The organism is Bradyrhizobium sp. 179 (assembly GCF_023073535.1).
Lineage (GTDB): Bacteria > Pseudomonadota > Alphaproteobacteria > Rhizobiales > Xanthobacteraceae > Bradyrhizobium.
The window spans coordinates 1-24,110 of the sequence record NZ_JADPJR010000024.1 but is presented as its reverse complement, the minus strand read 5'-3'; the positions used below and the strand labels follow the sequence as shown (position 1 = coordinate 24,110).

Below are 24,110 nucleotides of genomic sequence, written 5' to 3'. Positions count from 1 at the left end.
ATGGAGCTCCCAGTCATGCCGACCAACGCCTGGCCGGCGTGCCGACCGGCACCGTGCCGCGATCAGTGGCGTGCGAGCGCCAGCAGCTCTCCTCAGTCTTAGACTGCACCGGGTGATATTGGACAGCGACTGCATCGCTAGCGGCTTCTGAGCGAGGACGTCAGGTGAGACATCCAACAAGCCAAGGGCAGCCTTGCCTCGCAAACAAAAATAACAAATGCTTCGTCGAATCAAGCTCGCTCGGCGCAGTAGCCGATCCTGATCTGGTCGACATTGCGGTTGAGCCCGGCGTTGTGACTGCTGCTGCCGCGGATTGTGTGGCAGCTTGATTCCGGCGATTGCGATATATCGCGGGTGCTTGGCAGGAATTCCGCGGCTGCGGAGCTCGCAGTCAACGGCCGGCGTCTGGAAAGTCGATATGCCCTGATTGAGAGTCATCGCGTCAGCGCGTTTTGCATGTGGCTACCTGTCACAGCAACGCTTTCGAAGGGAAAACCCGTTGAGCCATTCTGTCGGGGGTAACAAGTTGGAAAGCTCGCGAATTGCGAAGGACGCCTTGAGGAGTCCTACTAGCTCCCGAACGAGCTAACCACTTTGCGTATCGCTTTTTGGAACGGAATGATCGAATAACGCGATGCGCTAGGCGTCTCTTTACGCTTGCAGTCGCGCCATCAGGAGCAACGTCCAATTTTCAGCCAATCTCGAGTTTCGGCCCGCTCGTATCGGCCAGTGCAAGTATCCTGGCATATCGTCGCCGCTTGGCATCAGCGATACGCCCGCATCAGTGAGCGCGGCTTGTCAAGTTGCGGAATCGCAGGACGAGAAGCGCCGCATAGATTGTCGTTCCGGTCGACAAGCCGATCCATATACCAGTGGCGCCAAGACAGACCTTCAAGCCGAGCCAATAGCTGAGGGAAAAGCCGATCAGCCACCAACCAATGATCGCAAACAGAAGCGGCATTCGCGAGTCCTTTAGTCCGCGCAGGCCGCCCGCCGCAATGCACTGGACAGCGTCAGTGATAAACAGCGTTGCGCCGACCACGAGGAGCTCTGCAGCAAGGCTAATCGTTGCCGCCGAACCGGCCGATCTGCCCAGAAACAGCTCGACGATCTCAAAGCGCGCAGCGATCAGTGCGAGCGTTAACGATGCAGCTACGACAATACCGATCAGCATCGCTGCCAGATATGCCTGCTTGGCCCTTGCAATGTCGTTGCGGCCGGCCGCATAGCCAACGCGCACGGCTGCGGCCGTGCCAACGCCCACATAAATCATGAACAGGATCGCGGCGAGCTGTACAGCGATCTGATGAGCGGCCAGTGCACTGGTGCTGATCAAGCCCGCCAGAATCGATGTGGCCCAAAATAGTCCCGACTCGATCCATGAAGCCATTGATATCGGCACTCCGATTGCGATGAGCTGTCGCATTGTGCGCCAATCGAAACGCCAGAGATGTGCAAGTACATGGTAGTGACGGAACGGACGACGCAGTGCAGCGAACCACAAGCCGGCTAAAAACATGCTGCAGTTCACCAGCGTGGTCGCAAGACCTGCCCCCAGCAGCTCCAGCCGAGGCAGTCCAAGCTTTCCGTAGGCCAGCATATAGACCAGCAAAGCATTCAGGGGAGTCGCTGATAGCGTAATCCACAAGACCGGCTGTGGCCGATTGACCGCGCCCATGAAACTGCGGATGGCCAAGAACGAAAGTGCCGGCGCGGCGCCGAATCCTAATCCAAAGAGGTATTGCTGGGCGAGCCGCGCAACATCTGGGGCTTGGCCCAACGCAAGCAGTATTTGCTCTGCTCGCAGCGCCACAGCAATAATTGGGAAAGACAGGATCATGGCGGCCCATAACCCCATGCGCAGCGCACCCCGTACTGCGGCTAGATTATTTGCCCCAAACGCCCGCGCCGCCATGGGCGCGATGGCACTTAGTAGCCCCGCGCCGAAGGCGAAGCTAATGAGATAGAACCGGCCTGCCAGCGCGGCCGCAGCAAGCGCCTCAGCGCTGATCCGACCGATCAAGGCAAGATCAGTCGACATCATCGCGATCTGCCCAACCTGCGTCAGCACCATTGGCCACGCGAGTTTCGCGATTTCGCCGAGCTCGACAGCGAGACAATGCATGGCCGCCCGTCTCGTCACTTCCGGGCGCAAATTTGATGTCGGCTTTGTCTCGGCTATTTTGTCCATGTCATCATGGCGCCGCTTGGCTCGGCGAGCGAAGCACTGCCTCTTTCTCGAAAGCATCCACCTACTGACGTGAACTCGTGGGTCAGTCGACGATACGTTCGCGCTGGGCTTCGACCAGCGCGGCCAGCGATTGTCGCATGCGATAAGTAGAGGAGAGCTTGCAGATGCCGTCTCAAACTGATTGGCCGATTACCACTCGCGCAATGGTGACGGCGCGCATCGGAGTCGAGCGAGCTCGATCAGGGAGGCGAATTCATGCGCGAGCTCCTGAGTTGATGCCACAGGTTGGAGGACCGAACTTGGACCTGATCAACCCGATGAACTGAAGGCTCATCATCCCGTAAGCCATTCCTGCATTCCTGAGCGATCGATGAGATCCCAATCCTTCAAAGCTCGTGCCAACTGCGACAGCTGGATGCTTGCATTCATCCCAAACCGACCTGTCGGGGGATCGACAGCATGTCGCGAATAAGACGATCGGCATCGCACGTTCAGCCCGAGTGGGCGCCAATGCGACCACAGTGAGTGGCGATTTTCACCGGTTATGAAGACCTGCCGGGATGATCATCACGAGCTCTGAATGTTCGCGCTTGCTCGACTGGATCACAGATATCGATATGCAGTCATATCGATGAGCTGCGCGGCCTCGATGACGGCCCGGCGAAGGCGAGCACGGCACGGGTCTTGTCTGGGGCCAATCAGACCGGCACCTTCCTGTCGTCAATCCCATCGTATTGGCTTGAAGCGCGCGAACGGCATGAGCCACCGGTGCTCCTGACCAAGTCAGCGCCTCCAATGCGCGCTGTTGACGCTAAATTGGTGGCCACTGTCCGGGCCTATGCGAAGCAGTTGCTCGGGATCGACTGTCTTGCCGTTCGCGATCTTCTATTTCTGAGTGGCGTCCAGTAGCGATTGGTGCAATCGCGGCATGCTCCATCGCGCCACGACGATCTCGCGCCCGTCGGCGATGCCATGCGCCAGCTTGCGGATCGACCGCCGAGGCCATGAGAACAAATTATGAACGAAGAGTCAGGTCTCCGATCGGCAGTCTCGTGAGGCGACGCGCAACTCGGCTCCGACAAGCAGCACGATTCCGAGCTGCAAGGGAACATGAACGCTCGAAAGCTGCACATGAAATGCGGTACTCTGGCCTAGCCGGCAAGGTTTCCGTTTGAAAACCGATGATGTGCGCTACGTGCCTCTGGTACCGCCGGCATTGTCTCGCTTTCGTTGAATCATTACGTGCCCACATGAGCTTTCAGCTGTCCATCCTGAAGATACTTGCCGGGCAACCGGGCGGCCGAGCCAGTCTTGAACTCGTCAAACAGCACTTGGCGATCTTTTACACCAGTGGGCCCGAGTGGCCAGCGCGCATGAAGCGCATTGCGAGCCGCGAGCCGAACCTCGATATCTTTGGACAAAGGCTGATCGAGCGGGAGGAAGGATATTGGATCATCACTGCGCATGGACGAAAGATCCTCGAGAGGCTTGAGGTCCTTGACGCCGCTGAGAAGCTCAATGAATCTGTGACGAAAGGACAGCCCCAGGGACAGGCCGAGGGGACAGCTGGGCGATGAGAGACTGCCGTTGCCGGCTGTGCCGCCACGACCGATCGCTTGGAGGAAGCGTCCATGGCGTACCTGCCGATGAACTTCGTCAAAGGCAACGGTCCTGCTGAAGCGGCGACACTTTACTTCGCAATTGTCGACGCCGCGCTAAAGGTGTTGATCAAGCGCGAAAAGTGGAAGGGCTTTGAGGAAAAGGACAGCCAAGCCAACTGCGGAGACTCTTGCCAAAATTGGTAAGGCCTTCGGCCTCCAAATCGGCTTTGTCCCGATGGCATCAGCTCAAGCTTATGCAAGCGAGAGCGATGATCATTTGCCCCGAGCCAAACGAGCTGAGGTACCGAGTTCTGCCGCGATAAGCAGGAAAAAATTACGAGGGACCGTCACGCGCGGTTTGGTCGGATGCTTGAGCTGAACCTGGCTACCTTTCTGGCTACCTGCGTCCAACCGTCGGCTTTTAGGGCTGCAATGATGTCCATCGACTTCATTGGTGCATAGCGTTTGAGTGCCTTTGACGAGTGTCAGGGTTCCGATTTGCTCTCCATACAGCAGAACGTCGAGGACGGAAACATCAGGCATCGTCCTCCTCCTCGTCGAGTGCGTAAGCCGGGCGCGGCGCTTCCGGCAACGCGTGGGCGATGCGGTTGCGCAACTCTCTCAGTTGTTTTGAGGCGCTCTGGACCATAGGTAGCGCGTTCGGACCCGTCGGCAACTTCATCAACCGGTCGGTGATGCGCCGGATCGCTTCAAGTTCTGAGCTTCCGAGTTGCAAATTTGCGAGCTCGCGTAAGGCTTGGTTCAGGCCTTCTAGGCCCGTCGCATTTTGATGCAGTCGATTTAGCCTGGTTACGGCTGCCTGCGCGCGGCTCAGCACGCTGGAGCGCAAGCGCGCGTCATCGGAAAGTGCAGACGAAGCGTTCCGGACGATAGCCTCGACCGCCCGCAAAAGCTTGCGCGGCACCAGAACCACTTCATGGTCGAGCGCGCGCGAGCTCGACGAGGCTGGAGAGCCTCAGATCGGCGCCGCCGCTCTCGATTTTGGAAATGTGGCTCTGCGGTACTGTGATCCGGGCACTCAGATCGCGTTGACTCAAGCCGATGGCCTCCCGGGCCGTTCGGAGGTGTAAAAACAGATCGCGACTGGCATTTGATCTGCTAAAACAGATCACCCTGTAAGCCCGATTTGAGGCAATAGAGGTTTGGAATTCCCGATATATCTGCGCCAGAAGCGCTATGCGCCGGCTACGGGACATACGCCGGCTGGCTTCGCCGCCCAGGCAAATCTGGCCAAGCATGGTCTGCAGGGCTCAAGGAATGGTATCGGGCCGGAACTGGAAAGAGGACAAGGAGGCGATGTCGGAAGCCCCAAAGCCGAGGACTGGCTCGAACCTATCTCCCCTGGCCCGGCCAGCGCGCTCGAATACCTTAAGCGCAGAGGGTTTTCGGGTCGGCAGCACTCATTTTGGCGGCCGGAGCCTTCCAGCCAACTAAGCCGCGCTTAGGACCTCCCGCGGCCGCCGGCAGCCCGTCCCGGCGCCTTGCTGGGCGTGTCCGCGACCTCACCGGTCGCAATCCTGCCGATGTACGGTGTCGGCGTGGCGCTTCTCGCCTTTTGGGCCTTCATTCGTCGGTTCCATAGTTGAATTATTCGTTATAGTCTTATTTACATCGAACCTTGATCCTCCTGTCGATACAATGTATCTACACTATCTAGTTGCGCAGCAACTTTATTAGTGTATCTTCGTTGTTGATACCTGCCGGGTATCTCGTTTGGAGGTAGCGATGGTCGTTCAGTTTGCAATGTGGGGCAATAGCTTGGCTCTCCGCATTCCGAGCGCCTACGCAAAGGAAATCCATGCGTTCGCGGGTCGGGAAGCCGAAATCACGGTTCAAAACGGCAGATTAGTCGTAGAACCGCGCAAGACTCCCATTTACACGTTAGACGGGCTTCTAGCTGGCATGACTCCCGAGAACTTGCATGAGGAATATAACACGACTGCTGCAGTCGGCGAAGAGTTCGGCTCCTAAAGAGCCGTATTGCCCAGACGTCGGTGATATTATCTGGCTCAACTTCGATCCGCAGGCTGGTCGTGAAATGGCGGGACGACACTCCGCGTTAGTGGTGTCGCCCCGCAAATATAATCAATTCTCCCGCCTTTGCCTTCTTTTCCCGATCACTAGCAAGGTAAAGGGCTATCCGTTCGAGTCGCTTTTCCCGGAGGAATTTGAAGTTCCTGGCGGCACGGAGCGCGGCGGCTGCGTTGTGGCCGATCAGCTCAAAAGTATGTCTTGGCTTGAAAGAAAGTCGGACTACGCGTGCCGGGCCCCCGATGGCGTTCTGGAAGATGCCATCGCAAAGTGCAGGACATTGCTCCCCCTCGGAGATTAACGCCCGTTTAGACGTGCATTTTGTTTGTCCTGCGGCGGCAATATAAGAGGTCCAGAGAGACAGTGAGGAGTAACCGCAATGGAAGCAGCAGTACTGGAGCGCCCTAGGGCGCGGGTAAGGTCGCGCCGCGTCCGGAGCGAAACCAATATCCACATTCGCGCTACCGCACAGGTGAAGCATCTGATCGATACTGCCGCCGTTGCAGTGGGTAAGACGCTTAGCGAATTTATGCTGGATAGCGCGCGGCAACATGCCATTCATATGCTTTTGGCTCAAAGATTGTTTATTCTCGATCCAGAGAAGCACGCCGCCTTCTTGAATGCGCTTGATAACCCGCCACCGGCCGGAACCAAGCTGAAGGCACTGATGAAGCGTAAGCCGCTTTGGCAGAAGTAATCCAACATCCGGGGAAGCGTGCGGGCATGACAGCCCCCACGCTTCTCAAGCCTACGCACGACTTCAGCCGTTTTGGCTGTGGCAATGAAGCGCTGAACGATTGGCTCAAAAACCGCTCTCTCGAAAGCGAGGGCAAAACTGCTCGCACATACCTGGTGTGTGAGGACAATGTAATCATTGGCTATACTGCATAGCATCTGGCAGCGTTGAACGGGCAGCGATCCCAAAGCCGCCGATGAAAAGACATGGCCTGCCAAATCCAGTGCCAGTCGCCATCATAGGACGGTTGGCTCGCGACCTTACCTATAAGGGTAAAGGTCTTGGCCAAGACCTGCGTCAGCACGCGCTACATCAAATCGTACACGCATCAGAAACGATCGGCATCCGCGCTATTCTGGTGCATGCCATCGATGAAAAGGCCGCCGCCTTTTGGACGGATGCCGAATTTATCGAGAGTCCGATGGGATCAAGAACGTTTCTTCTCCCGATAGAAACAGCAATTGACGCCATCCCCTCGTAAGGGCTGCGTCATATTAAAACTGACCCATTACCTCCCATTCAGCCATTGAGGAGGGCCTCATGAAAAGGAACGCAAAGGCGCGCCCGGCCAGAATACCGAGTGAGCGCGATGAGCGCCACGAGTCGCGTGGCACGCGCCAAGCCTTAAGAAGGCTGGTATTGTGCGCAAGCCTTTACTGGTTCTTTCGCGTCGAGCCCCACTCATAATGCGAAAGCTTGTTGAAAGACAGGACCGACGCACCTTGTGAAGGTTGCCAAAAAGCATGCCCTGCGCATAGGGACCACCGCTCCTTTCGGAGGTTTGCGACGTCTTACGAATTCCGAATAACCTTCAACATTTGCTTGCTACGCTTCCCTGCGGCATACAGTGGGAGAGGCTCGACTGGAGTAAGTATCCCGCGCAGTACCTGGACGGCTCGTGCGGGCACCCGCGCACAGCAAGCCGCTTTACAGCATCCAACATTAGCTTGAGCCAAACCGCGCGCTCGAGGCCGCGGCGTGCGCCCCCTATCAGGCTACAACAGCATGTAAATCGAGATCGAGGTCGGCACAAAGCAAACTCGCATTGCTGCACGTCCAACCCGCCTTAGCGGTATTGTTGTTGACGATCATTGTCGAACAAGCCCCGCTGGTGAGACACGCGTCTTGAGGTTTGCCAGCCAGGAAACTCCAAGCCGAACCGGGCGCCCGGCGCTTCTCTTGCCTTGCCATTGCAGGAACAGATCACCTTGAGACGTGAAAGGTCCGACGAAGGCATGAACTTGTCTGCTATGGTGCCGAAAGAGTACGATCGTCTCCCCTGCGAGCAATGAGATATCTTCGATCTCGCTTTTCAAAGTCTCACGACAATGTTTTGTCGATCCGGTCGCGCAGCCAGTCGCCGACCAGCGAAATCGACAAGGTCGTAAGCGAGATGACCAGCGAAGGCAGAACAAGGATCCAGGGAGCACGGGTCAGATAGTCACGGCCGTAGCCGACCATATTGCCAAGGGAAGTCAGCGGCGGCTGCACCCCAAGTCCAAGAAAGCTAAGGCCACTCTCGAGCAGAATGATGTCTGGAAAGGCAAGTGTCATAGTGACGATCAACGTCGAAGCGATGTTCGGCATGATGTGGCGCAGGTAGAGACGCCATGGACTTGCGCCAAGCTGCCGTACGGCGATCACATAGGCTTGCTCGTTGGCACTCATCGCAAGCGCGCGGGTGACGCGGGCGTAGCGTTCCCATCCGTGGAGACCGATGAGCCCAACGAACAGGAGCAGAGAGTTGCCGAAGAAGGCAAGCACCGCGAGCGCCAGAACGAGAAACGGCATGCTTGCCTGAAAATCGACACAGCCGAGGATGACCTGCTCTACCCAGCCGCGGAAGTGAGCGGCCAAAAAGCCGAGCGTGATGCCAAGGATGGCGCCGATCAACGTCGCCCCAAAAGCAATAAGGAGGCTGATGCGAACGGATATGACCAGGCGTGCCAGTACGTCCCGACCGAGCTCATCTGAACCGAAGGGATGCGCGATGGTTCCGCCAAGGCCAAGAGGTGCGGCGAGGCGATGATGAAGGTCAAGGGCTGCATAGTCATACGGAGCGAGGTGATCTGCAGATATCGCGACAAGAAGCATGAAAACCAGCCAGGCGACTGCTATTCCGATCGCGCGGTCGCGCCACCACCACACCTTTCGCATCTTTGAAGACGGCAGAACCTGGTCTGCGAAAATGCTCAATTATCGCCTCCCAGAGTGCAACTGGCGCAAACGTGGATCGAGCATGCCATAGAGCAGATCGATCGTAAGATTGGTGGTGATCATGGCGGCGGCCACGACGAGCAGGATGCACTGGACGACAGCCAAATCGCGACTGGCGACTGACACGACCAGCAGACTGCCAATGCCTGGCCACGAATACACGCTTTCAACCAGCACCGTTCCCGCGATGAGATTGCCGACCATGAAGCCGACGATGGTCAGCACCGCTATCGCGGCGTTGGGCAGAGCGTGACCGGTCACGACCCTGACCCAAGGCACGCCCTTGGCGCTGGCCGCACGAATATAGGGCTGTCCAAGCACCTCGAGCATGGCGCTGCGGCTGAAGCGGGCCAGAACGGCCGCGCCGCCCAGACCGAGCGTGATGACCGGCAGCACCACATGGTGCCAAGTGCCGGCGCCGCCCGAGGGGAACCAGGGGAGCTCGACTGCGAAAGCGAGTATGAACAGGAGGCCAAGCACGAAAGATGGCACGGTGAAGCCGATGACGGCGACCATCATCACCAAGCGATCCGCTAGACTATCCCGCTTGAGGGCCGCGTAGACGCCGGCCGAAATGCCGATCATCAAGTTGAGGATCAGCGCCGGCGCAGTCAGCATCAGCGTGATAGGAATGCGCTCGGCAACGACGGTGATCGCGGCACGTCCGTCACGCATCGACTGGCCGAGATCTCCATGAACGAGCGCAAAGAGGTATCTGACGTATTGCACCCAGATTGGCGCATCGAGCCCCCAGGCCTTTCGGAGGGCCTCGACCGCTTCCGCGGGGGTTTCCGGCGACAACAACGCCAGGGCGGGATCGCCAGAGGCACGCAGCACCACGAATGCGAATGTAACCACAATTGCGATGGTCAGGAACGCGCGCGCCAAGCGGACCAGAATAAAACGAGCCATCATGTCTCCTTGTCGAGTTCGGCACCATGATCGCCGATCAGATGGCAGGCGACGCGCCGCCTGTCAGGAGCGTATCTGAGCTCTGGAGCGAGCCGCGCGCAAAGCGGAAGAGCGACCGGGCAGCGAGGATGAAATGCACAGCCGCCCGGTCGCGCAGCCGGATTGGGCGGATCTCCTTGAAGGATGGTGCGAGAGCGATGTCGTCCTGGCCTCGGCACCGCGGAAACGAGCGCCCGCGAATAAGGATGCAAAGGATCCAGAAGAACCGCTTCAGACGATCCTTCCTCGACGATGCTGCCGAGATACATCACAGCAATCCGATTGCTGATCAGCCGGACCACTCGCAAATCATGGCTGATGAAGATCATCGCCATGCGCCGCCGCTCCTGCAGGTCCCGCAGAAGATTGATCACTTGCGCCTGGATCGAGACGTCGAGTGCCGATACTGGCTCGTCGCAGACAAGGAGATCCGGATCGGTGGCCAGCGCACGAGCCAGGACGGCACGCTGGCGCTGGCCGCCTGAAAGCTCGTGCGGAAAGCGCCCGAGGTGGTCGGTCCTGAGCTCCACATCCGTAAGAAGCGCATTGACCCGCTCCTCTCGTTCAGACTTGCTGCCAACCCGATGAATTTCGAGCGGCTCGGCCATTTGCGCGCCGATCGTCAGTCGGGCATCGAGCGCAGCCAGCGGATCCTGGAACACCATTTGGATTCGCATCCTGAGCCGGCGCCATCGACGATCGCCGATAGCGGGCAAAGCTTCTCCGCCGAAGGTCACCTTGCCGGCATCCGGCCGGTCCAGGCCGATCAGGAGCCGGCCCGCAGTCGACTTACCGCAGCCGGATTCGCCAACCAGTCCGAGGGTCTCGCCGGGAGCCAGCTGCAGAGAGAGCCCATTGACCGCGTGGACCACCGCTGGAGGTTGGAAAAGGCCCTGTGGCAAGCGATAATTTCGGACAAGCCCGTCTGCTTGGAGGATCGGCGGGGCAGCCCCGGTCATGCAGCCACGACCTCGCCCGCGGGTGGCTCGCTCGTGACATGCAAGCAGGCAGTCCTGTGTCTGATGTCGCCATCCAGCGAGGCGAGCTCAATCGCCCATTCACGACAGCGTCCGATCCGCCGATCGCATCGAGGGGCGAAAGGACAGCCTGGCGGAAACGCGGCTGCGTTTGGCACCACACCGGGAATGGCGAAGAGGCGTTGCCGCGGCCCATCCAGGCTTGGAAGAGCCGCAAGAAGACCTTTCGTATATGGGTGAGCAGGTTGGTTCAAGAGACGGTCGGCGGGCAATTCTTCGACGATGTGCCCCCCGTAAAGCACCATGACACGTTCACAGATCTCGCTGACGACACCGAGATCGTGCGAGATCAAGACCAGCGCCATGCCCGTCTCGCGCTGGATTTGCCGCAGAAGCTCAAGGATTTGCGCTTGAATAGTGACATCCAGGGCGGTGGTAGGCTCATCAGCGATCAAGATGTCGGGCTGTCCTGCAAGCGCCATGGCGATCATGACGCGCTGGTTCTGCCCACCGGAGAATTCGTGCGGATAGGCGCCAAGCCGGCGCGCTGCATCGGGGATGCCGACCTGGTCGAGCAGACGTCGCGCTTCGGCAAGGGCCGTGCGGTGATCCATACCACGATGAAGCCGCAAGGATTCTATGATCTGATCGCCCACCCTGTGCACAGGATTAAGCGCGCTCGCCGGGTCCTGGAAAATCATGGCGATCTGCCCACCCCGCATCTTGTCCAGGCGAGAGGCTGGTGCATGGAGCAGCTCCTCTCCGGCCAAGCGTACGCTGCCCGTTGCTTTAGCGCGCCGCGTCAACAGTCCAAGCGCAGCAAGCCATGTCACCGATTTGCCGCAACCGCTTTCACCGACCATGCCCAGCGACTCGCCGCGCGCGAGCGTGAGATTGATTCCGCGCAGCGTCGGCACACCGTCGAACGCGACACGTAAACCTGCGATATGAAGAAGCGCCTCCATGCGAGGCCCCTGCTCGTCCATCATATAGGCCGCATCCGCTTTAATCCGATTCAAGGTATGCGTCATGGCGATTCTGTCCGGATCAGAGCTCTGTTGAATGGGCCGAAATTGAGGTCGAGCGTCAATCCCGGCAGCCATGGCACATCGCGGCGCTTGCCATAGAACTGCCCTGAGACGTGCAAGATCACGCAAGGGGGATCGACCTCATGGATGATCTCGAGCATGCGACGGATGATCGGCCGGCGCTGTTCGCTTTGCACGGTGTCCAGGAGCTTGGCGCCGAGCGCAAAATATTCCTCGTTCCTCCAGACTCCGATCGACCTTGGCAGAGTGCCGCTGGGCCCGAATTCACGCCAGGGATGGCCGAGATGATCCAGGAACAGCGGAGTATTCGACGTATCGAAGATGGCACGGACCGGCTGGCGCTGAACTTGCGCGAAGTTTTCCATCATCTGGATTTTGACGTTCAGGCCAACCGCGCGCCACATCTCGATCATCGTTTGCGCGCCAGAGACCTGATTGGGGTAGTAATTGTTGAGCAGACGATAGGTGATCTGCTCTCCCTTGTAGCCCGCATCAGCCAGCAACTCCTTGGCCTTGCCGGGATCGTAGGCAAGCGAGGGGAATTCGTGGATGTAGCCTTCCCCGTAGCTCGGCAGCTGGTAGCCGTTCGGAATCGGGACCCGGTTCTCCCACAAGCTTTGCACGATCAGCTTGCGGTCGAGCGCAAGGCTCATCGCACGGCGAACACGCGCATCCTTCAGAATGGGATCAGTCTGATCGAGGGCGAGCGAGCGGATATTCTGCACGGCACCACCCACGATCTCGAGATCAGCACGCTTCTGGATGCCCGCGAACTGGTCGGGCGGAATGTCAGTGGCAATGTCGAGCTCGCTGGCGAGCAGGCCGTTCACGCGCGCGGAAAGCTCGGGAATGATACGGTATTCGATGCCATCGAATGGCGGCCGCCCGCCCCAATACGCATCGTGGGCGCTCAATGAGACACGAATATCAAGCTTGTGATCGACGAGCTTATAGGGACCGCTTCCGACAGGGGCAGTGGTCCAGCGCTCCCACGAGCCCGCCGCCAAAAAGGCACGCTGGCTCACGATCTCCGATCCCCAAGCAGCCAGACGCTGCTCGAGGAGCGCGTCGGCGCGCTTTGCATGCACAATGACGATGTAAGGATCGAGGATTTCGACCTTCTCGAGCCGATCAAGCGACTGAAGCGCCTCGGACATGCCGCTGCGTCCAGGTCCCAGCAGATGGTCAGGACCAAGGCTAAAGGCAACATCTTCAGCCGTCAAAGGCGCCCCATCGTGGAAAACGACTTCCTTGCGCAAGAACAGCCGCAATGACTGCGCGTTGATCCGCTCCCAACGCTCGGCCAAGCCCGGCCGTAGCGTCATGTCGTGAGCATGGTCTACTCTGATCAGCGTATCAAAAAGCTGCGGCACGACCCGACGAATGGCAGTATCGGTCGCGATAACCGGGTCGAACGATCGCGGAAATCCGGACATGCCGACTTTGAGGCGGCGACGCGGCAATGTCTTAGGCTCACTCTCCACAGCGCCGGCGCCTGTGCTGGCTACCACGCTTGCGGCAAGGCTACCTGCGATGGCTTGCCGTCGCGTCAGATCGATACGGGTCATCACCGCCTCCGCTTCCACGTCGATTGATGCGAATGCCAGCCCGCGAATTGTTCGACCGGCACAAAGTCTCGATCCCCGAAATCGAGCGCTTGTGTTGCTCAATCTCGCGATTGTGCGCGAGCTTAAAAGCCTGAACTGCTACACCAGAATGACACACATCGAATAAGTCGATGTGTGCTTGCAACTATGCGATGATCGGCAGGCCGATGATGAGGAGGAGCTGAGACGCAAAGGCCTCATGCGAACGCCAACAGAGCCGCACGAAGAAGCGATACAATTATCGTAATCTTCGATGATTATATCCAAAGCCGCGATCACCTGGCTCGTCTGGCCGTTCGACTTCGGATAGACCCCCAATCGCTCATTCGAACGCGTAGGGTATCGTGTCTTGCCTCTCGTTTCAGAACGGCTCAAGGTCGTCCGTCCCTCTCAAACCAAGGTCATGACGGCTCGCGCCGCCGAGCTGCGAGATCAGGGAACCGATGTGATCACGCTCAGCCAAGGCGAGCCGGACTTCGATACGCCATCCGTCATCTGTGAAGCTGGCATCCGGGCCATCCGTGCCGGGCAGACGAAGTACAGGTTGTGTTCAACGCACTATTTGCCAGCCTCGATCCGGGCGACGAGGTTGTGATCCCGACGCCATGCTGGGTCTCCTATCCCGACATGGTGGCGCTTGCAGGTGGCAAGCCGGTGCTCGTCGCCTGCAGTGAACGCGATGGCTTCAAGCTGCGCCCCGAGGTACTGGACCAGGCGATCACGCCGCGCACCAAATGGTTGATGTTGAATTCGCCATGCAATCCGACCGGTGCGGTCTACAGTCGAAATGATTTGCTCGCGCTCGCCCTGATATTGCGCCGGCATGGCCATGTGCATGTGCTATCCGACGACATCTATGAAAAGCTCACCTATGACGCCGACTTTGCAACGATGGCCGCAATCGCGCCGGACCTGTGCGGGCGTTCTTAACGGTCAACGGGGTGTCCAAGGCAGACGCGACGACCGGCTGGCGCGCTACGGTGCCGGGCCTTTGGCGCTGATCAAAGCCATGAATGTCATCCAGGGCCAGACCTCTTCGCACACCAGCTCGGTTTCTCAATATGCCGCGCTCGAGGCGCTGTCAGGGAGACGGGACCATATCAAGGAGTTCGCGCTCGCGTTTATGCAGCGACGCGATCTTGTTATCGCCAAGCTGAACCAGGCCAAGGGGTTGCCTGCCGTGTGCCGGACGGTGCCTTTTATGTTTTCCCCTCCTGCGCGGGGGTCATTGGCAAGCGCACGGCCGACGGCAAGATGATCGAGACCGACAGTGATTTTGCCGTGTATCTGCTCGACGCTTTCGCCGTGACTGTCGTGCCTGGCAGCGGCTTCATGGCTTCGCCCTATATCCGCATCTCCGATGCTTCCTCGCTCCAGGACCTCACGCGCGCCTGCGACCGGATCATCGCCGCCTGCGCGAGCCTGTCCTAAAAGGATTTTCCGATGTCCTCTGCCAAACGCCTTCGTGCCCGCATGGCCGAGATTGGCCTTGTCCACGTCATGGCTGCCCACAGCCCATTCTCAGCGATGCTCGCTGAAGAAGCCGGATTCGACGGAGTGTGGGCGTCCGGCTTCGAGCTGTCTGCGCTTTATGGGCTGCCGGATATGAGCCTGATCTCAATGACACAGCATCTCGACATGCTGCGGGCGATCGCCGGACGCACGAGGCTTCCCATCGTCGCGGACATTGATACAGGTTATGGCAATGCGATTACACGTCATTCACGCTATCACGGAATATGAGCGGGCCGGCGCCAGTGCCGTTGTCATTGAGGACAAGACTTTTCCAAAAGTAACGAGCCTTGCTGCCGAGGGCCGCCAGGACCTGTTGCGCATTGAAGAATTCCAGGGGAAGATCGAGGCTGCCATCTCGGCAAGATCAGATCCGGATTTCCTCGTCATCGCCCGCACAGAAGCCCTGATCGCCGGCCTCGGCGAAGTGGAGGCCCTGCATCGGGCACATGCTTATATGGAAGCTGGCGCGGACATGATCCTGATCCATTCGAAAAGCAAGACTCCTTGCTAGATCGAAAGCTTTGCGCGCGCCTGGACCGGAACGGTGCCGCTGGTCATCGTGCCGAACGCCTACCCTGACCTCGATGCCAAACGGGTCAAAATGCTCGGCAACATCCGCGTGATGATTTATGGCAATTACGGCATTCGTGCTGCTGCAACCGCCATGCAGGAGACCTTCCGCCGGATCATCGCGGATGGTGGCGTCCAGAATGTCCACAAGGATATTCTGCCGGTGGATGAGATCTTCAGAATCCAGAAAATGGAAGAGGCCAAGGCGGCTGAAGCTCGCTTCCTTCGCTAAACGCTGAACCGATGCCTGCCAGCGAGATTTTGAGACGGCACTCAGCAGCGAGCTCTGATTCGCACGCAATCCTGAACGCACCTAAGAAGTCTCGGGCCTGTCATCTCGACGGCCCTCGATGTCGATCGCGATATCAGCAGTCATCCCCCTGCCGGCACCTGGAGATCACCTCTTAGAAAGCCGTCGACAGCAATGGAAGTCGCCGAGCCAGATCGCCCGAATCCTCGAGAAGGCAGATTTTGTGCACGAGATATCACTTATAAGCGGCAATCCGGCTATAGACATCGAATAATGTGATGGAGCTTCTGGCAATGGCCCGCCGTGACAATCAGCGCAGAGCCCAGAAGCTACCGGAGCAGAAAATGGCTGCCGAACACAATGAAGTGCCCCTCAATGCTATCCGGGTCTTTGTGACCATTGCGCGCGAGGGAAGCGTCACGCGTGCGGCGAGCACACTGGGAACGACACAGAGCTCGGTCAGCCGCTATTTGGCTGTGTTGCAAGACTACTTTGGCACGGATCTCGTTCAACGGCGGGGTCGACGCAGCGAATTGACAGAATTTGGAAGGCTCTTTGCGAACGCCGTGGCCGAACCGCTTGATACAGTGTGTTTCACCGCGAAGAGAATGCGGCGCAGGAACCGAACGGACGCCAATCGAATCGTAGTCCACACCTCTCTTTCCACCTTCGCCTACTCCTTCCTGATACCCAATCTCCAGGCGTTCTCTGCCGAGATGGGCGGCGTCATCGTCGACGTGATCAGCTCATTGTCTCCACCGAGATCCTCGGACAATTTCGACATCCTGCTTACCCGCGATCTTTGTGTCGCTGAACCGGCCGACGATTGGGCGATCTACAATGAGATGCTCGTATGCGTAGGCTCTCCAAATCACGTCGTGGGAAAAACGCTCTCCACTGCCCGCTCAATGCCGATTCTGAATATCACATCGAGGCCCGACATACTGCCCACCTGGCTCAGAGCCATGAACCTGACCGCGAAGGACATCAAGTCGGGGGCGCGATACGATCATAATTACCTTGCTTTGCCCGCCGTCATAACCGGGAAATGCCTGCTGGTGGCGCCGGAAATCATTGTCAGCGATCTCGTGCGTACAGGGGCACTCCATGTCATACCGGGATCGCGTACTTCAAGCGGCATGCAATATCGGGCTTATGCGGTGGACCGAAGTGACAATCTCGAAGTCGCTCGCGCCTTTTGCCGATGGGTCGCGCGGCTCTGTAAGAAGGCCGCGATTCCGGAAGCCGCCTAATCGCGTATTTGCGTGATGGCAGACGTTTGATCAATCTTTGGAATCTTAGCGTATCCATTTCCACATGCTGACTGTTCCGATTGCCGGCGAGCTCGTCATTTTGCGAGCACCGCGGCCAGCCTGCAAGTGAAGACGTTACCCGCGCCCTGCCAAAACGCGTTCAAACCGGCCGACTACGATGGTTTTGTAAGATACGGGCTAGCCGATCAGCCAAAGCTCAGGACGGGTCGCCCTCGCCTTTGCGCTTGCGACGGAGCAAGGCGCGATAGCCGCCTCGCACCAGAAGCAGCCCGGTCTTGACCAGGCGAATGGTCCGGCTGCGCAGATCGTGCGTTTTCCAGCCGCGATCGGGAATGCGATGCTTGCCGAACAAGCCTTGCGCGATTTCGCGATAGCTGTGTCCCTCCAACGACCCATCGACCGCACGCAAGGCGAGGATGAGCCGACGGCGGGTCAAGATTGGCAGCGTCAGAGGCGGTGGTCCGATGGGGCGCCGTTCGAGCGCCAGCCAAAAACGATGTGCTGCCCGCAAACGAACCTCGAAACTGCCGTCGAACGGCAGGTCGACGGCAAGCGAGGAGCCGCTCGGTGGAAGTTCTGTTAGCCACAGGCGATGCTTTGCTCCTCCGAGCGCCACGATGGCATGCCATCCATCCGGCGCATGGCGAAGCTCGCTACCCGCCAATTTTCTGAAATCCAGATCGTACGACGCTGCCGAGCGGACAGCCGCGCGCAAGGGCAGCACGGTCGCGAGCACCTCGGGCGCCCAGAAAATGGCTTGTTGGTCGAAGGTCTTTTGCGGATCAGCTGCGAAAAGACAGCCCCCACTGCTGCCGGAAATGGTCCGGCATCGCGTCGGATCGTTCGCTCATGGCGAGAGCCAAATAGTCTCGTTGGTACTCGCCGTTGCGGCGTAGCCACTCCCAAGCTATGTCCGCGGCCCCTGCTTTGTTGGCATCGGGATAGGCCTTCTCTGATCTCCAGTCAGCACCTGGCATCGCACCACTTTCCCCGTATGTTGATAACACACATGCAGGGAATTGCAGCCCGACGAATGTGACTATTTCTGGTTGACCCAATGCAGGTCTTCGCGATTGATGCAGTTTGCGCGATATGACGATCTAATTTTGCGATCGGTCATCACCAGAAGGGACGTCCGTTTCGAACGCACTTATTCCTCACTCTTCGGCCAACCGCGCTGCAGGAGCTGCCGAAAGCCATGACGTGCCGCCCACTTGGCGCGAGCCAGATGGCTTTCAAAGATACGCCGGGCGCGATCCGGATCCAGGGTGGCATCAATACCAAGCACAATGCGCGCAACTTCTCGCCAATCAGCGTTATCGGCCTCGGCATCCAGCAGACGCATATACGTGACGGCATGTTGCTCGTCATAGGGCGTGAGCTGCGGCGCGTTAGGCGCGAAATCTGCGATCTTGGGATCGGACGGCACGGCCTGAAAGTCCTAACAGATTGAGAAGCCTCGATTTTAGGGACGGTAGCCGTATTCAGAACCTTTTCGTAGAGAGCCGATTGTCGCGGCCTGCAGGAGCATTCTTGCCAAAGTCAATGAATACCTAACACCGCTGACTGCCGTCGTTCCCTTCAATTCGTTCGCTCCGATCATCGTCCGAATGCATTTGATCGCAGTCCGTTCCGCTCGATCAGCAGAACTGTCGTCCAGCCTTTCGAATCAAGAGGCCGAAATGGGACGCAGCTCGTCGTAGCTCGTCAGCACAGGCTGATTCGGCGCGCCATCTGAATTCAGTACCGCTCCTTCATTCGGATTACGGACTCTGCTCAGCTGGGCGAACGTACCGCAATAGTATGGTTATAGCCAGTGGTTTGATGGCCGTCGGAATGGCTGCTTTAGCGCATGAAAGCTCGTGCGCTTGTCGCCTGGAATGTGCGCCGGATCCGCGTAGATCGCGGTGTTTCGCAAGAGCGATTGGCATACGATGCCAAGATCGACCGCTCCTATATGGGCGGTATCGAGCAGCAATCGGAGAACCCGACAATCGATCTTCTCGATCGTATCGCGGAAACGCTTGGGGTTCATTTGTCTGAATTCTTTCTTCAGCCACCCAAAGGGGCGACGGCTCCCAAGCCGTTGCGTAAGGGTCGAAAGCCCCTACCCCCACGTAGCAGAAAGAAATAACACTCCTCACGCACGAGCTTTGTACTTGCTGCCCAAGCCGCTCACATCAATTTCGCGACTGCCGCAAACCTCACCGGGGCGGACAATGGACCCACCTATGTCACCGCTTGAGGAGTTCAGGCTTTCCTTGTGTATCCTGATGAGCTCCACCAAGGTTCTCGCAACGCCATGATGCCACGGTCACCGAGACCGAAGATCAGATGAGGCCGTCCTCGGGGTCCATTTAAGGTTTAAAGGCGACGTCTGACAGCCAGTTCTCGTCTTCGCCGAGACCCGCTCCGGTCGAAATCGATGATCGGTCAGCATGTCGCTGCCGCCCTCCCGGTAACCCTCATACCAGCGATAGAATGTGGCGCGTGGGATACCAAGACTGTCCCGCCTGGCCAGAAATGCGATTGCTCCACCAGCTAAATGGTCGGTTTTCCTCGAACGCAGGATATCTCATGCCTCGTCCTCCCCCCATCCCCGTTCATGCTTTTTCGGGCGACCGGTTCCCCAGCGCAAGGTCGGCCACCGATTTCCTTTGGCGCCGTCGTCTCACGACGCAGATCTTTCATCTCGCCAGAAGTTGCCGCACCCCACGAACTCCTTTGGCCCGCCATACTACATCGAGGCGGCAATGCCCCCGCGCCGGCAGAGCTCTAAAGATACTCTCCTCGCCCCGCAGTCTTTCCAATGATAGCATCTTCTCTTCCGCCGAATACTGCCGGTGTGTTCTGGCGCCGAATGCGTGGGCGGTAAGGTGCCAGTGTTCGACGCCGCGACCGGCGCACAGCGGCTTCGTTGCCTGCTCTAGAGCATTATCATAACCATCCGGTGACGATTCGCAGCTTCTCGTCATCCGACCAGCGCCGCCGGCGACCAGTTTCGACCACCTCAATCCCTTCAAACTGAGTACTGCGCTTGTGGACTGTCCATAAGGACGATCCATTCGAGCTCAGCCGCTGAATCGAGAAGCCGATGTCGATGACTCAAACGCATTCGCGTTTATATCGAAAGCAGACTTGCCGGCCGTCGTGGGCCGGCTAAAGGCGACCGTCCTGAAGTCTAAAAGAGCCAGACTCATTCAAAAGAGAGCAACGTCCTCGTTCACCGCAGCTTCAGGTTATAGTTCGCATGGTGAAAGCCAATCGTCGCTACGCCAGGGGCGGCCAGCCCCATTTACGGAGCCCACCAGGTCCCCACGTCCGTCCGTAAAGGCTACTTCGACGGCTTGATGAAGAATGAGATGCATCCCGCATTGTCCTTGTAGAGCCACTGATACTTACGCGGGAGGGCGAGGACTGCATCGTTCACGTAAGAGAACAGCTCGTCTGTCACCTTGGGCCTGACGTACGCAGACATGTTCTTCACGCGCCCGCCGGGGTCAGGCTCCAGGAAGTCCACTCCGCTGCCGAGCAGCCGTAGCGCGCCACCGGCTGGAACCAAGACTGGAAATAGTAGCGCCGAAGTGGCAATATGAGGATGTGAACAGCAGTCTCTGTCCAGGAGAGCTGGGTGCCGTCACCCTGATGGCGAAAGGTCGAGTACCCTCTTGCGTCCGTCTCAACGCCACCGTTTGCAAGAATGGAGGGTCCGGTCGCCGCGGTGACTTTGCAGGTGTCCTTGCTGGTCGCATAATCCTTGTACTGCCTGGCAAGGGCTGCCGGCTCCGGATTGGTCCAGACATAGTATCGCTCAAGACGAGCGACCTTGTAGCCCGTAGCAAAGCAAATGTTGGAGGTCTCAAATGAGACCAGCGCACCTGCATCCGGGATGGATTCAGGGTTCTTCGTCGGCTTGCAAAAAAAGCCAGCTTGATCCACGGCTGTGAACACAAGGCGGTTGCCCACCGTGATTCCTAGATAAGCAATGGCAACGACCGGAAGCGCTGGACTCATGTAATGGCGCCATCCCGAACGCAATCCCATCAGGATGAGGTCACGTCTATTGGATGCTGAGCTGGGAGCAATATTGAGTGCGCGAAGCGTTGGCGTGACGGCTCTGCGCCAAAGCGCTGTCATTCTGTCATCAATCGCATGAGCGACGCGCTTGCCGCTGATGATCAAACCTCCCATGATGCCCGCCAGCAACAGGCACGTCGCGGCATATTGAGCATAGGCGCCTAACCACTGAGACACCCACGATGGCAGAAAGCAGCTCAGCGCGCGAACAACGTCGAATACATTAAAGCGCATTTGCACTTTCCCCAAGCGTATCGCGCCTGCCGGTTAAGGGACGACGACACCATGTGGCTGCCAAGCGGCATATTGAGTTCATTTTTGAGAGGGGGAAAAGCCAAGATGCGTCGTGCTGTTTATTGCGCGAGCACTTGACTGTACCTGGTTAACACTCTGCTTTCCCGCAGGCGGGTGGAGGTGGACTCGGAGCCGCTGGAGGATTGGCTCAGACCGCTGATCAGCAACGCCATCCTGGCTCTGACGACGGAACGCTCAGCCATCTTGGCTACAAATAGAGCTCCACAACACAATTACTCCAGTCGTAAGGAGCCATCGCAATGCCGGTCGGCGACCGCAATATCCGTCAAACGTTCTTAGCAGCCGCTGGGCGGGTAGAACGAGCCCGTTCGGCGATCTCAGAACGCCGAGAGTCTTTGCAAGATGCACCATGCAGATGACCGACTCTCGACGATGGCGCGCCTTTGAGTTCTGAAGCCGCCCCATAAGGGAGTCTGTTAGGGAAAGCCGCCGCCCCGACTGCACCTTTATCACCAGATACGCTCCGATCAACTACCAAATGGTAATTGAACGCTGGTCCATTTACGCCGTTACGCCGTCTGCTACGAAGAAACGTTTTGCATCGAGCATCTGACGTATGATGCGTGACGGCTATCACGCCGCTGGCACGCGTCATCATGTCTTCGTGGAGTCATTTGTGGATGAATGAAGATGAGCAGAAGCCTACCTATCTCACGGATCGATGTAGCCAAGCTGCTGATGTGTATATTTCCCCCGTCAACTTGACAGCCAATGGCAGGACTGATGGTTTCGAGAACCATGTTCTGGTCCGAGCGGCTCGTGAGAACATTGACCCGTCGGACATGGCACACGGCTTCCATGTCAAGATTCTTGACGATCTCGCCTCGGTCGGGATCGTTTTCGATCATTCGACGATCCAGCGCATGGCAGCAATCTGCAGCGATTTGCGGATGTCAGCAACGCCCTGATGGACGCGTTATATGCAGCTGGCTCCCTACATTTCCGCGCAGTGCGCTTGCCAATGGACGATGCGGGTTCTGCTGCCACAAGAAGAGCGATTTTGCATTGGAGGCTGGTTTAGTGCAACTTGTCCTGTCTGCGGGGCATCTGCGGGTAGCTTCTTCTGCCGAAGAATGCAGCCATCATTTCGACTGATGAAGCACTGAAACCAGTATCGAGGCGAGCACGGATCGTAGAATGGACGGACAACATTTCCGCCTATCTTTCGATTGCGGGAACAGACCGGCTTCTACGGACGTGGCACGACGCGGCCGTCGAATCCAGCTTTCTGGAGATAGGAAAGCGGTATGTCGCAAAGGGCAGCAGATCCGGGTGACTGTACCGGGATTGCACGGGCTGGCTTGGAATTCGCGGCATTTCAACACTCGGCAGATATTGTTTAGCTACTTCTCTCTGCTCTACGCGCATTCTCTTTGTTGCGGCGACAAGGATACGGCGGGCTCCGGCAAGCAAAGCCCGTTTTCTCGCGATTCCGATGCGTTCCTCATCAGCGCTACCGGCATCGATAACACGGTTCCGATGCTTGTCGCGTTGCCGGATGCGCGTTGGGCCAGAACTCGTTTCGCCCATTTGATCGGATCTTCTTTAATCACTTCCTTCGGCTGAACGGATCGAAGTTCTCCACCAGTCGGGGGCACGTAATCTGGGCGGGTGCAATCGCTCGAATTCCAAATCTTTCCATCGATGTTCTTAGAGTGTACCTGTCGGAAATTTGCCCGGAAGACACCGAGGCCAATTTAGTGCCAGGACAGTTGGTCGACCGCTACAATGCACTTTGGACAAGATATCTGCAGCCATCGATCATTGCACCGCGTGCATAAACGCAATGCCGGCACTCACGGATTGCTCCGTCGATGGCACGATGATGACCACGTTGGATCGGCTCTACGGCAAGCAATGTGCAGCCCTTTCGCTAGACAACTTGCTAGCACTTCCAGCGAACGAGGCGACATTCATTGTCGTGCCTGCGCCGTATCGGTCCATCAGGCGACCGGCAACCAGCGATATCAGCGCACTGGCAAGCAAAGCAAAGGAGAAACAGCCAATTAACCACTCCTCTGTGACTGCGAGGTCATGGGAAGCCTCTTTTACAATGGCCGCCACGCAATAATAAAGTGTGCCGTAGCTGATAAGTCCTGCACCGCTCAGCGCCACAACGACCAGCCAGTCATTCTCTCGAATGGGCGGCGATCTTCTCGGTTCGAGGCGCATATCGACGAGTGCCTCAACTACTACAGATCACGCGCAATAGGCGAGGTTGCCTCCGACTCAGCCGATCAGTATTGAAATGGACCCGCGGAGCGGGACCGGTTGAACCGGCTTGTTAGTTGGACACTGATCGCTCCTGATTCCTTTCACGCAGCCAGAGATTCTGTCTGCTGCTGTTGCTATGATGGGGTGGACGCCCCTTGACGGCATCGATGTGCCAAAGTGAAGGGTGTTGAACCGTCACAATGAGGAAGCGTCCATGAACGAAGTTAGCACGATTGGACTAGACTTGGCGAAACATGTTTTTCAGGCACATGGCGCAGACGCTAGCGGCGGTGTTGTTTGCCGCAAACAGCTGCGTCGTGACAAAGTGCTGGGTTTCTTTGCCCAGCAGCCTGCGTGCCTGGTAGCGATGGAAGCCTGCGCCAGCGCTCATTACTGGGCTCGTGAGCTTGGCAAGCTGGGTCACACCGTGCGTCTGATTCCACCGTCCTATATAAAGCCGTTTGTTAAGCGTCAGAAAAACGATATGGCCGATGCAGAAGCGATTTGCGAAGCG

Annotated in this window: 25 protein-coding genes and 4 pseudogenes; 14 read left to right on the top strand and 15 right to left on the bottom strand. The window is 58.0% G+C overall.

The window, feature by feature from the left end; translation table 11 throughout:
• Positions 1–781: 781 nt before the first annotated feature.
• Positions 782–2,191: an MATE family efflux transporter gene (locus IVB12_RS04875; protein ID WP_247296172.1), complete on the bottom strand. Its 1,410-nt coding sequence runs from the start codon at positions 2,189–2,191 to the stop codon at positions 782–784.
• Positions 2,192–3,441: 1,250 nt separating this feature from the next.
• On the opposite strand from IVB12_RS04875, the gene IVB12_RS04870 reads away from it, so the two are divergent.
• Entirely contained in the window at positions 3,442–3,768 is a 327-nt protein-coding gene (locus IVB12_RS04870; RefSeq protein WP_247296170.1) for a hypothetical protein, read from the top strand.
• A 54-nt stretch (positions 3,769–3,822) separates the two neighbouring features.
• Entirely contained in the window at positions 3,823–3,996 is a 174-nt protein-coding gene (locus IVB12_RS04865; protein ID WP_247281282.1) for a hypothetical protein, read from the top strand.
• Between the two features lie 69 nt (positions 3,997–4,065).
• Here IVB12_RS04865 and IVB12_RS04860 read toward each other — a convergent pair whose 3' ends face one another.
• From IVB12_RS04860 to IVB12_RS38325, 3 genes are read right to left on the bottom strand one after another with little or no spacing between them, the layout of a single operon-like run.
• Complete coding sequence (locus tag IVB12_RS04860) at positions 4,066–4,335, bottom strand: hypothetical protein (protein ID WP_247296169.1); 270 nt, start codon at positions 4,333–4,335, stop codon at positions 4,066–4,068.
• On the bottom strand, positions 4,328–4,717 hold the full coding sequence (locus IVB12_RS04855; protein WP_247296167.1) for a hypothetical protein: 390 nt from the start codon (positions 4,715–4,717) through the stop codon (positions 4,328–4,330). Before IVB12_RS04855 ends, IVB12_RS04860 begins: the two co-directional genes overlap by 8 nt.
• 10 nt (positions 4,718–4,727) lie before the next feature.
• Entirely contained in the window at positions 4,728–5,009 is a 282-nt protein-coding gene (locus tag IVB12_RS38325) for a helix-turn-helix transcriptional regulator (protein ID WP_346658483.1), read from the bottom strand.
• A 529-nt stretch (positions 5,010–5,538) separates the two neighbouring features.
• On the opposite strand from IVB12_RS38325, the gene IVB12_RS04850 reads away from it, so the two are divergent.
• The 4 genes from IVB12_RS04850 (at position 5,539) to IVB12_RS04835 (ending at position 7,061) form a co-directional block, all read left to right on the top strand.
• Positions 5,539–5,784, top strand: coding sequence for an AbrB/MazE/SpoVT family DNA-binding domain-containing protein (locus IVB12_RS04850; protein WP_346658481.1), 246 nt, complete (start codon positions 5,539–5,541; stop codon positions 5,782–5,784).
• Positions 5,735–6,145 carry a type II toxin-antitoxin system PemK/MazF family toxin gene (locus tag IVB12_RS04845; protein WP_247296165.1) on the top strand — a complete coding sequence of 137 codons (411 nt, stop codon included), beginning with the start codon at positions 5,735–5,737 and terminating at the stop codon, positions 6,143–6,145. The genes IVB12_RS04850 and IVB12_RS04845 overlap by 50 nt, the downstream gene beginning before the upstream one ends.
• 78 nt (positions 6,146–6,223) lie before the next feature.
• Positions 6,224–6,541: a DUF1778 domain-containing protein gene (locus IVB12_RS04840; protein WP_247296162.1), complete on the top strand. Its 318-nt coding sequence runs from the start codon at positions 6,224–6,226 to the stop codon at positions 6,539–6,541.
• Positions 6,542–6,776: 235 nt separating this feature from the next.
• Positions 6,777–7,061 (top strand): hypothetical protein, encoded by a 285-nt coding sequence (locus IVB12_RS04835; RefSeq protein WP_247296160.1) that lies wholly within the window; start codon positions 6,777–6,779, stop codon positions 7,059–7,061.
• Between the two features lie 839 nt (positions 7,062–7,900).
• Here IVB12_RS04835 and IVB12_RS04830 read toward each other — a convergent pair.
• The 5 genes from IVB12_RS04830 to IVB12_RS04810 form a co-directional block, all read right to left on the bottom strand.
• Positions 7,901–8,737: an ABC transporter permease gene (locus tag IVB12_RS04830; protein WP_247296244.1), complete on the bottom strand. Its 837-nt coding sequence runs from the start codon at positions 8,735–8,737 to the stop codon at positions 7,901–7,903.
• Between the two features lie 39 nt (positions 8,738–8,776).
• The gene (locus tag IVB12_RS04825) at positions 8,777–9,709 is read right to left on the bottom strand and encodes an ABC transporter permease (protein ID WP_247296159.1); all 933 of its coding nucleotides are present in this window, start codon (positions 9,707–9,709) and stop codon (positions 8,777–8,779) included.
• Positions 9,709–10,707, bottom strand: a complete 999-nt coding sequence (locus tag IVB12_RS04820) for an oligopeptide/dipeptide ABC transporter ATP-binding protein (protein WP_247296156.1) — start codon at positions 10,705–10,707, stop codon at positions 9,709–9,711. Before IVB12_RS04820 ends, IVB12_RS04825 begins: the two co-directional genes overlap by 1 nt.
• On the bottom strand, positions 10,704–11,690 hold the full coding sequence (locus tag IVB12_RS04815) for an ABC transporter ATP-binding protein (RefSeq protein ID WP_247296242.1): 987 nt from the start codon (positions 11,688–11,690) through the stop codon (positions 10,704–10,706). Before IVB12_RS04815 ends, IVB12_RS04820 begins: the two co-directional genes overlap by 4 nt.
• Before the next feature lie 62 nt (positions 11,691–11,752).
• Positions 11,753–13,342: an ABC transporter substrate-binding protein gene (locus tag IVB12_RS04810; RefSeq protein WP_247296154.1), complete on the bottom strand. Its 1,590-nt coding sequence runs from the start codon at positions 13,340–13,342 to the stop codon at positions 11,753–11,755.
• A 388-nt stretch (positions 13,343–13,730) separates the two neighbouring features.
• On the opposite strand from IVB12_RS04810, the pseudogene IVB12_RS04805 reads away from it, so the two are divergent.
• From IVB12_RS04805 to IVB12_RS04790, 4 genes and pseudogenes are all read left to right on the top strand, one after another.
• Positions 13,731–14,812, top strand: a pseudogene (locus IVB12_RS04805) (pyridoxal phosphate-dependent aminotransferase).
• A 12-nt stretch (positions 14,813–14,824) separates the two neighbouring features.
• Positions 14,825–15,407: pseudogene (locus IVB12_RS38320) on the top strand (isocitrate lyase/phosphoenolpyruvate mutase family protein).
• 33 nt (positions 15,408–15,440) lie between these two features.
• Positions 15,441–15,698, top strand: coding sequence for a hypothetical protein (locus tag IVB12_RS04795; RefSeq protein ID WP_247296152.1), 258 nt, complete (start codon positions 15,441–15,443; stop codon positions 15,696–15,698).
• Positions 15,699–16,060: 362 nt separating this feature from the next.
• The gene (locus tag IVB12_RS04790; protein ID WP_247296241.1) at positions 16,061–16,969 is read left to right on the top strand and encodes a LysR family transcriptional regulator; all 909 of its coding nucleotides are present in this window, start codon (positions 16,061–16,063) and stop codon (positions 16,967–16,969) included.
• A 217-nt stretch (positions 16,970–17,186) separates the two neighbouring features.
• Here the strand turns inward: IVB12_RS04790 and IVB12_RS04785 are convergent, their stop codons facing one another.
• Positions 17,187–17,726 carry a DUF2285 domain-containing protein gene (locus IVB12_RS04785; protein ID WP_247296151.1) on the bottom strand — a complete coding sequence of 180 codons (540 nt, stop codon included), beginning with the start codon at positions 17,724–17,726 and terminating at the stop codon, positions 17,187–17,189.
• A 414-nt stretch (positions 17,727–18,140) separates the two neighbouring features.
• Entirely contained in the window at positions 18,141–18,419 is a 279-nt protein-coding gene (locus tag IVB12_RS04780; protein ID WP_247296149.1) for a DUF2285 domain-containing protein, read from the bottom strand.
• Positions 18,420–18,842: 423 nt separating this feature from the next.
• On the opposite strand from IVB12_RS04780, the gene IVB12_RS04775 reads away from it, so the two are divergent.
• On the top strand, positions 18,843–19,124 hold the full coding sequence (locus IVB12_RS04775; protein WP_247296147.1) for a helix-turn-helix transcriptional regulator: 282 nt from the start codon (positions 18,843–18,845) through the stop codon (positions 19,122–19,124).
• 270 nt (positions 19,125–19,394) lie between these two features.
• Here IVB12_RS04775 and IVB12_RS04770 read toward each other — a convergent pair.
• The 3 genes and pseudogenes from IVB12_RS04770 to IVB12_RS04760 form a co-directional block, all read right to left on the bottom strand.
• Positions 19,395–19,839, bottom strand: a pseudogene (locus tag IVB12_RS04770) (IS3 family transposase); the annotation flags it as partial.
• A 485-nt stretch (positions 19,840–20,324) separates the two neighbouring features.
• Entirely contained in the window at positions 20,325–20,468 is a 144-nt protein-coding gene (locus IVB12_RS04765) for a hypothetical protein (RefSeq protein ID WP_247296145.1), read from the bottom strand.
• A gap of 5 nt (positions 20,469–20,473) precedes the next feature.
• Positions 20,474–21,301 carry a hypothetical protein gene (locus tag IVB12_RS04760; RefSeq protein ID WP_247296143.1) on the bottom strand — a complete coding sequence of 276 codons (828 nt, stop codon included), beginning with the start codon at positions 21,299–21,301 and terminating at the stop codon, positions 20,474–20,476.
• 644 nt (positions 21,302–21,945) lie between these two features.
• Between IVB12_RS04760 and IVB12_RS04755 the strand changes: the two genes are divergently transcribed.
• Both IVB12_RS04755 and IVB12_RS04750 read left to right on the top strand, forming a co-directional pair.
• Positions 21,946–22,290 (top strand): hypothetical protein, encoded by a 345-nt coding sequence (locus IVB12_RS04755; RefSeq protein ID WP_247296141.1) that lies wholly within the window; start codon positions 21,946–21,948, stop codon positions 22,288–22,290.
• Between the two features lie 229 nt (positions 22,291–22,519).
• Entirely contained in the window at positions 22,520–22,948 is a 429-nt protein-coding gene (locus tag IVB12_RS04750) for a hypothetical protein (RefSeq protein WP_247296139.1), read from the top strand.
• A 279-nt stretch (positions 22,949–23,227) separates the two neighbouring features.
• Here the strand turns inward: IVB12_RS04750 and IVB12_RS04745 are convergent, their stop codons facing one another.
• Positions 23,228–23,554, bottom strand: coding sequence for a hypothetical protein (locus IVB12_RS04745; protein ID WP_247296137.1), 327 nt, complete (start codon positions 23,552–23,554; stop codon positions 23,228–23,230).
• A 256-nt stretch (positions 23,555–23,810) separates the two neighbouring features.
• Here IVB12_RS04745 and IVB12_RS04740 point away from each other — a divergent pair.
• Positions 23,811–24,110, top strand: a pseudogene (locus IVB12_RS04740) (IS110 family transposase); the annotation flags it as partial.

Coding starts and splice junctions, on each gene's coding strand:
- IVB12_RS04875 (WP_247296172.1), bottom strand. CDS start 2,191: ATGGACAAAATAGCCGAGACAAAGCCGACATCAAATTTGCGCCCGGAA.
- IVB12_RS04870 (WP_247296170.1), top strand. CDS start 3,442: ATGAGCTTTCAGCTGTCCATCCTGAAGATACTTGCCGGGCAACCGGGC.
- IVB12_RS04865 (WP_247281282.1), top strand. CDS start 3,823: ATGGCGTACCTGCCGATGAACTTCGTCAAAGGCAACGGTCCTGCTGAA.
- IVB12_RS04860 (WP_247296169.1), bottom strand. CDS start 4,335: ATGCCTGATGTTTCCGTCCTCGACGTTCTGCTGTATGGAGAGCAAATC.
- IVB12_RS38325 (WP_346658483.1), bottom strand. CDS start 5,009: ATGTCCCGTAGCCGGCGCATAGCGCTTCTGGCGCAGATATATCGGGAA.
- IVB12_RS04850 (WP_346658481.1), top strand. CDS start 5,539: ATGGTCGTTCAGTTTGCAATGTGGGGCAATAGCTTGGCTCTCCGCATT.
- IVB12_RS04845 (WP_247296165.1), top strand. CDS start 5,735: ATGAGGAATATAACACGACTGCTGCAGTCGGCGAAGAGTTCGGCTCCT.
- IVB12_RS04840 (WP_247296162.1), top strand. CDS start 6,224: ATGGAAGCAGCAGTACTGGAGCGCCCTAGGGCGCGGGTAAGGTCGCGC.
- IVB12_RS04835 (WP_247296160.1), top strand. CDS start 6,777: ATGAAAAGACATGGCCTGCCAAATCCAGTGCCAGTCGCCATCATAGGA.
- IVB12_RS04830 (WP_247296244.1), bottom strand. CDS start 8,737: ATGCGAAAGGTGTGGTGGTGGCGCGACCGCGCGATCGGAATAGCAGTC.
- IVB12_RS04825 (WP_247296159.1), bottom strand. CDS start 9,709: ATGGCTCGTTTTATTCTGGTCCGCTTGGCGCGCGCGTTCCTGACCATC.
- IVB12_RS04820 (WP_247296156.1), bottom strand. CDS start 10,707: ATGACCGGGGCTGCCCCGCCGATCCTCCAAGCAGACGGGCTTGTCCGA.
- IVB12_RS04815 (WP_247296242.1), bottom strand. CDS start 11,690: ATGGAGGCGCTTCTTCATATCGCAGGTTTACGTGTCGCGTTCGACGGT.
- IVB12_RS04810 (WP_247296154.1), bottom strand. CDS start 13,342: ATGACCCGTATCGATCTGACGCGACGGCAAGCCATCGCAGGTAGCCTT.
- IVB12_RS04790 (WP_247296241.1), top strand. CDS start 16,061: ATGGCTGCCGAACACAATGAAGTGCCCCTCAATGCTATCCGGGTCTTT.
- IVB12_RS04775 (WP_247296147.1), top strand. CDS start 18,843: ATGAAAGCTCGTGCGCTTGTCGCCTGGAATGTGCGCCGGATCCGCGTA.
- IVB12_RS04765 (WP_247296145.1), bottom strand. CDS start 20,468: ATGTCTGCGTACGTCAGGCCCAAGGTGACAGACGAGCTGTTCTCTTAC.
- IVB12_RS04760 (WP_247296143.1), bottom strand. CDS start 21,301: ATGCGCTTTAATGTATTCGACGTTGTTCGCGCGCTGAGCTGCTTTCTG.
- IVB12_RS04750 (WP_247296139.1), top strand. CDS start 22,520: ATGGACGGACAACATTTCCGCCTATCTTTCGATTGCGGGAACAGACCG.
- IVB12_RS04745 (WP_247296137.1), bottom strand. CDS start 23,554: ATGCGCCTCGAACCGAGAAGATCGCCGCCCATTCGAGAGAATGACTGG.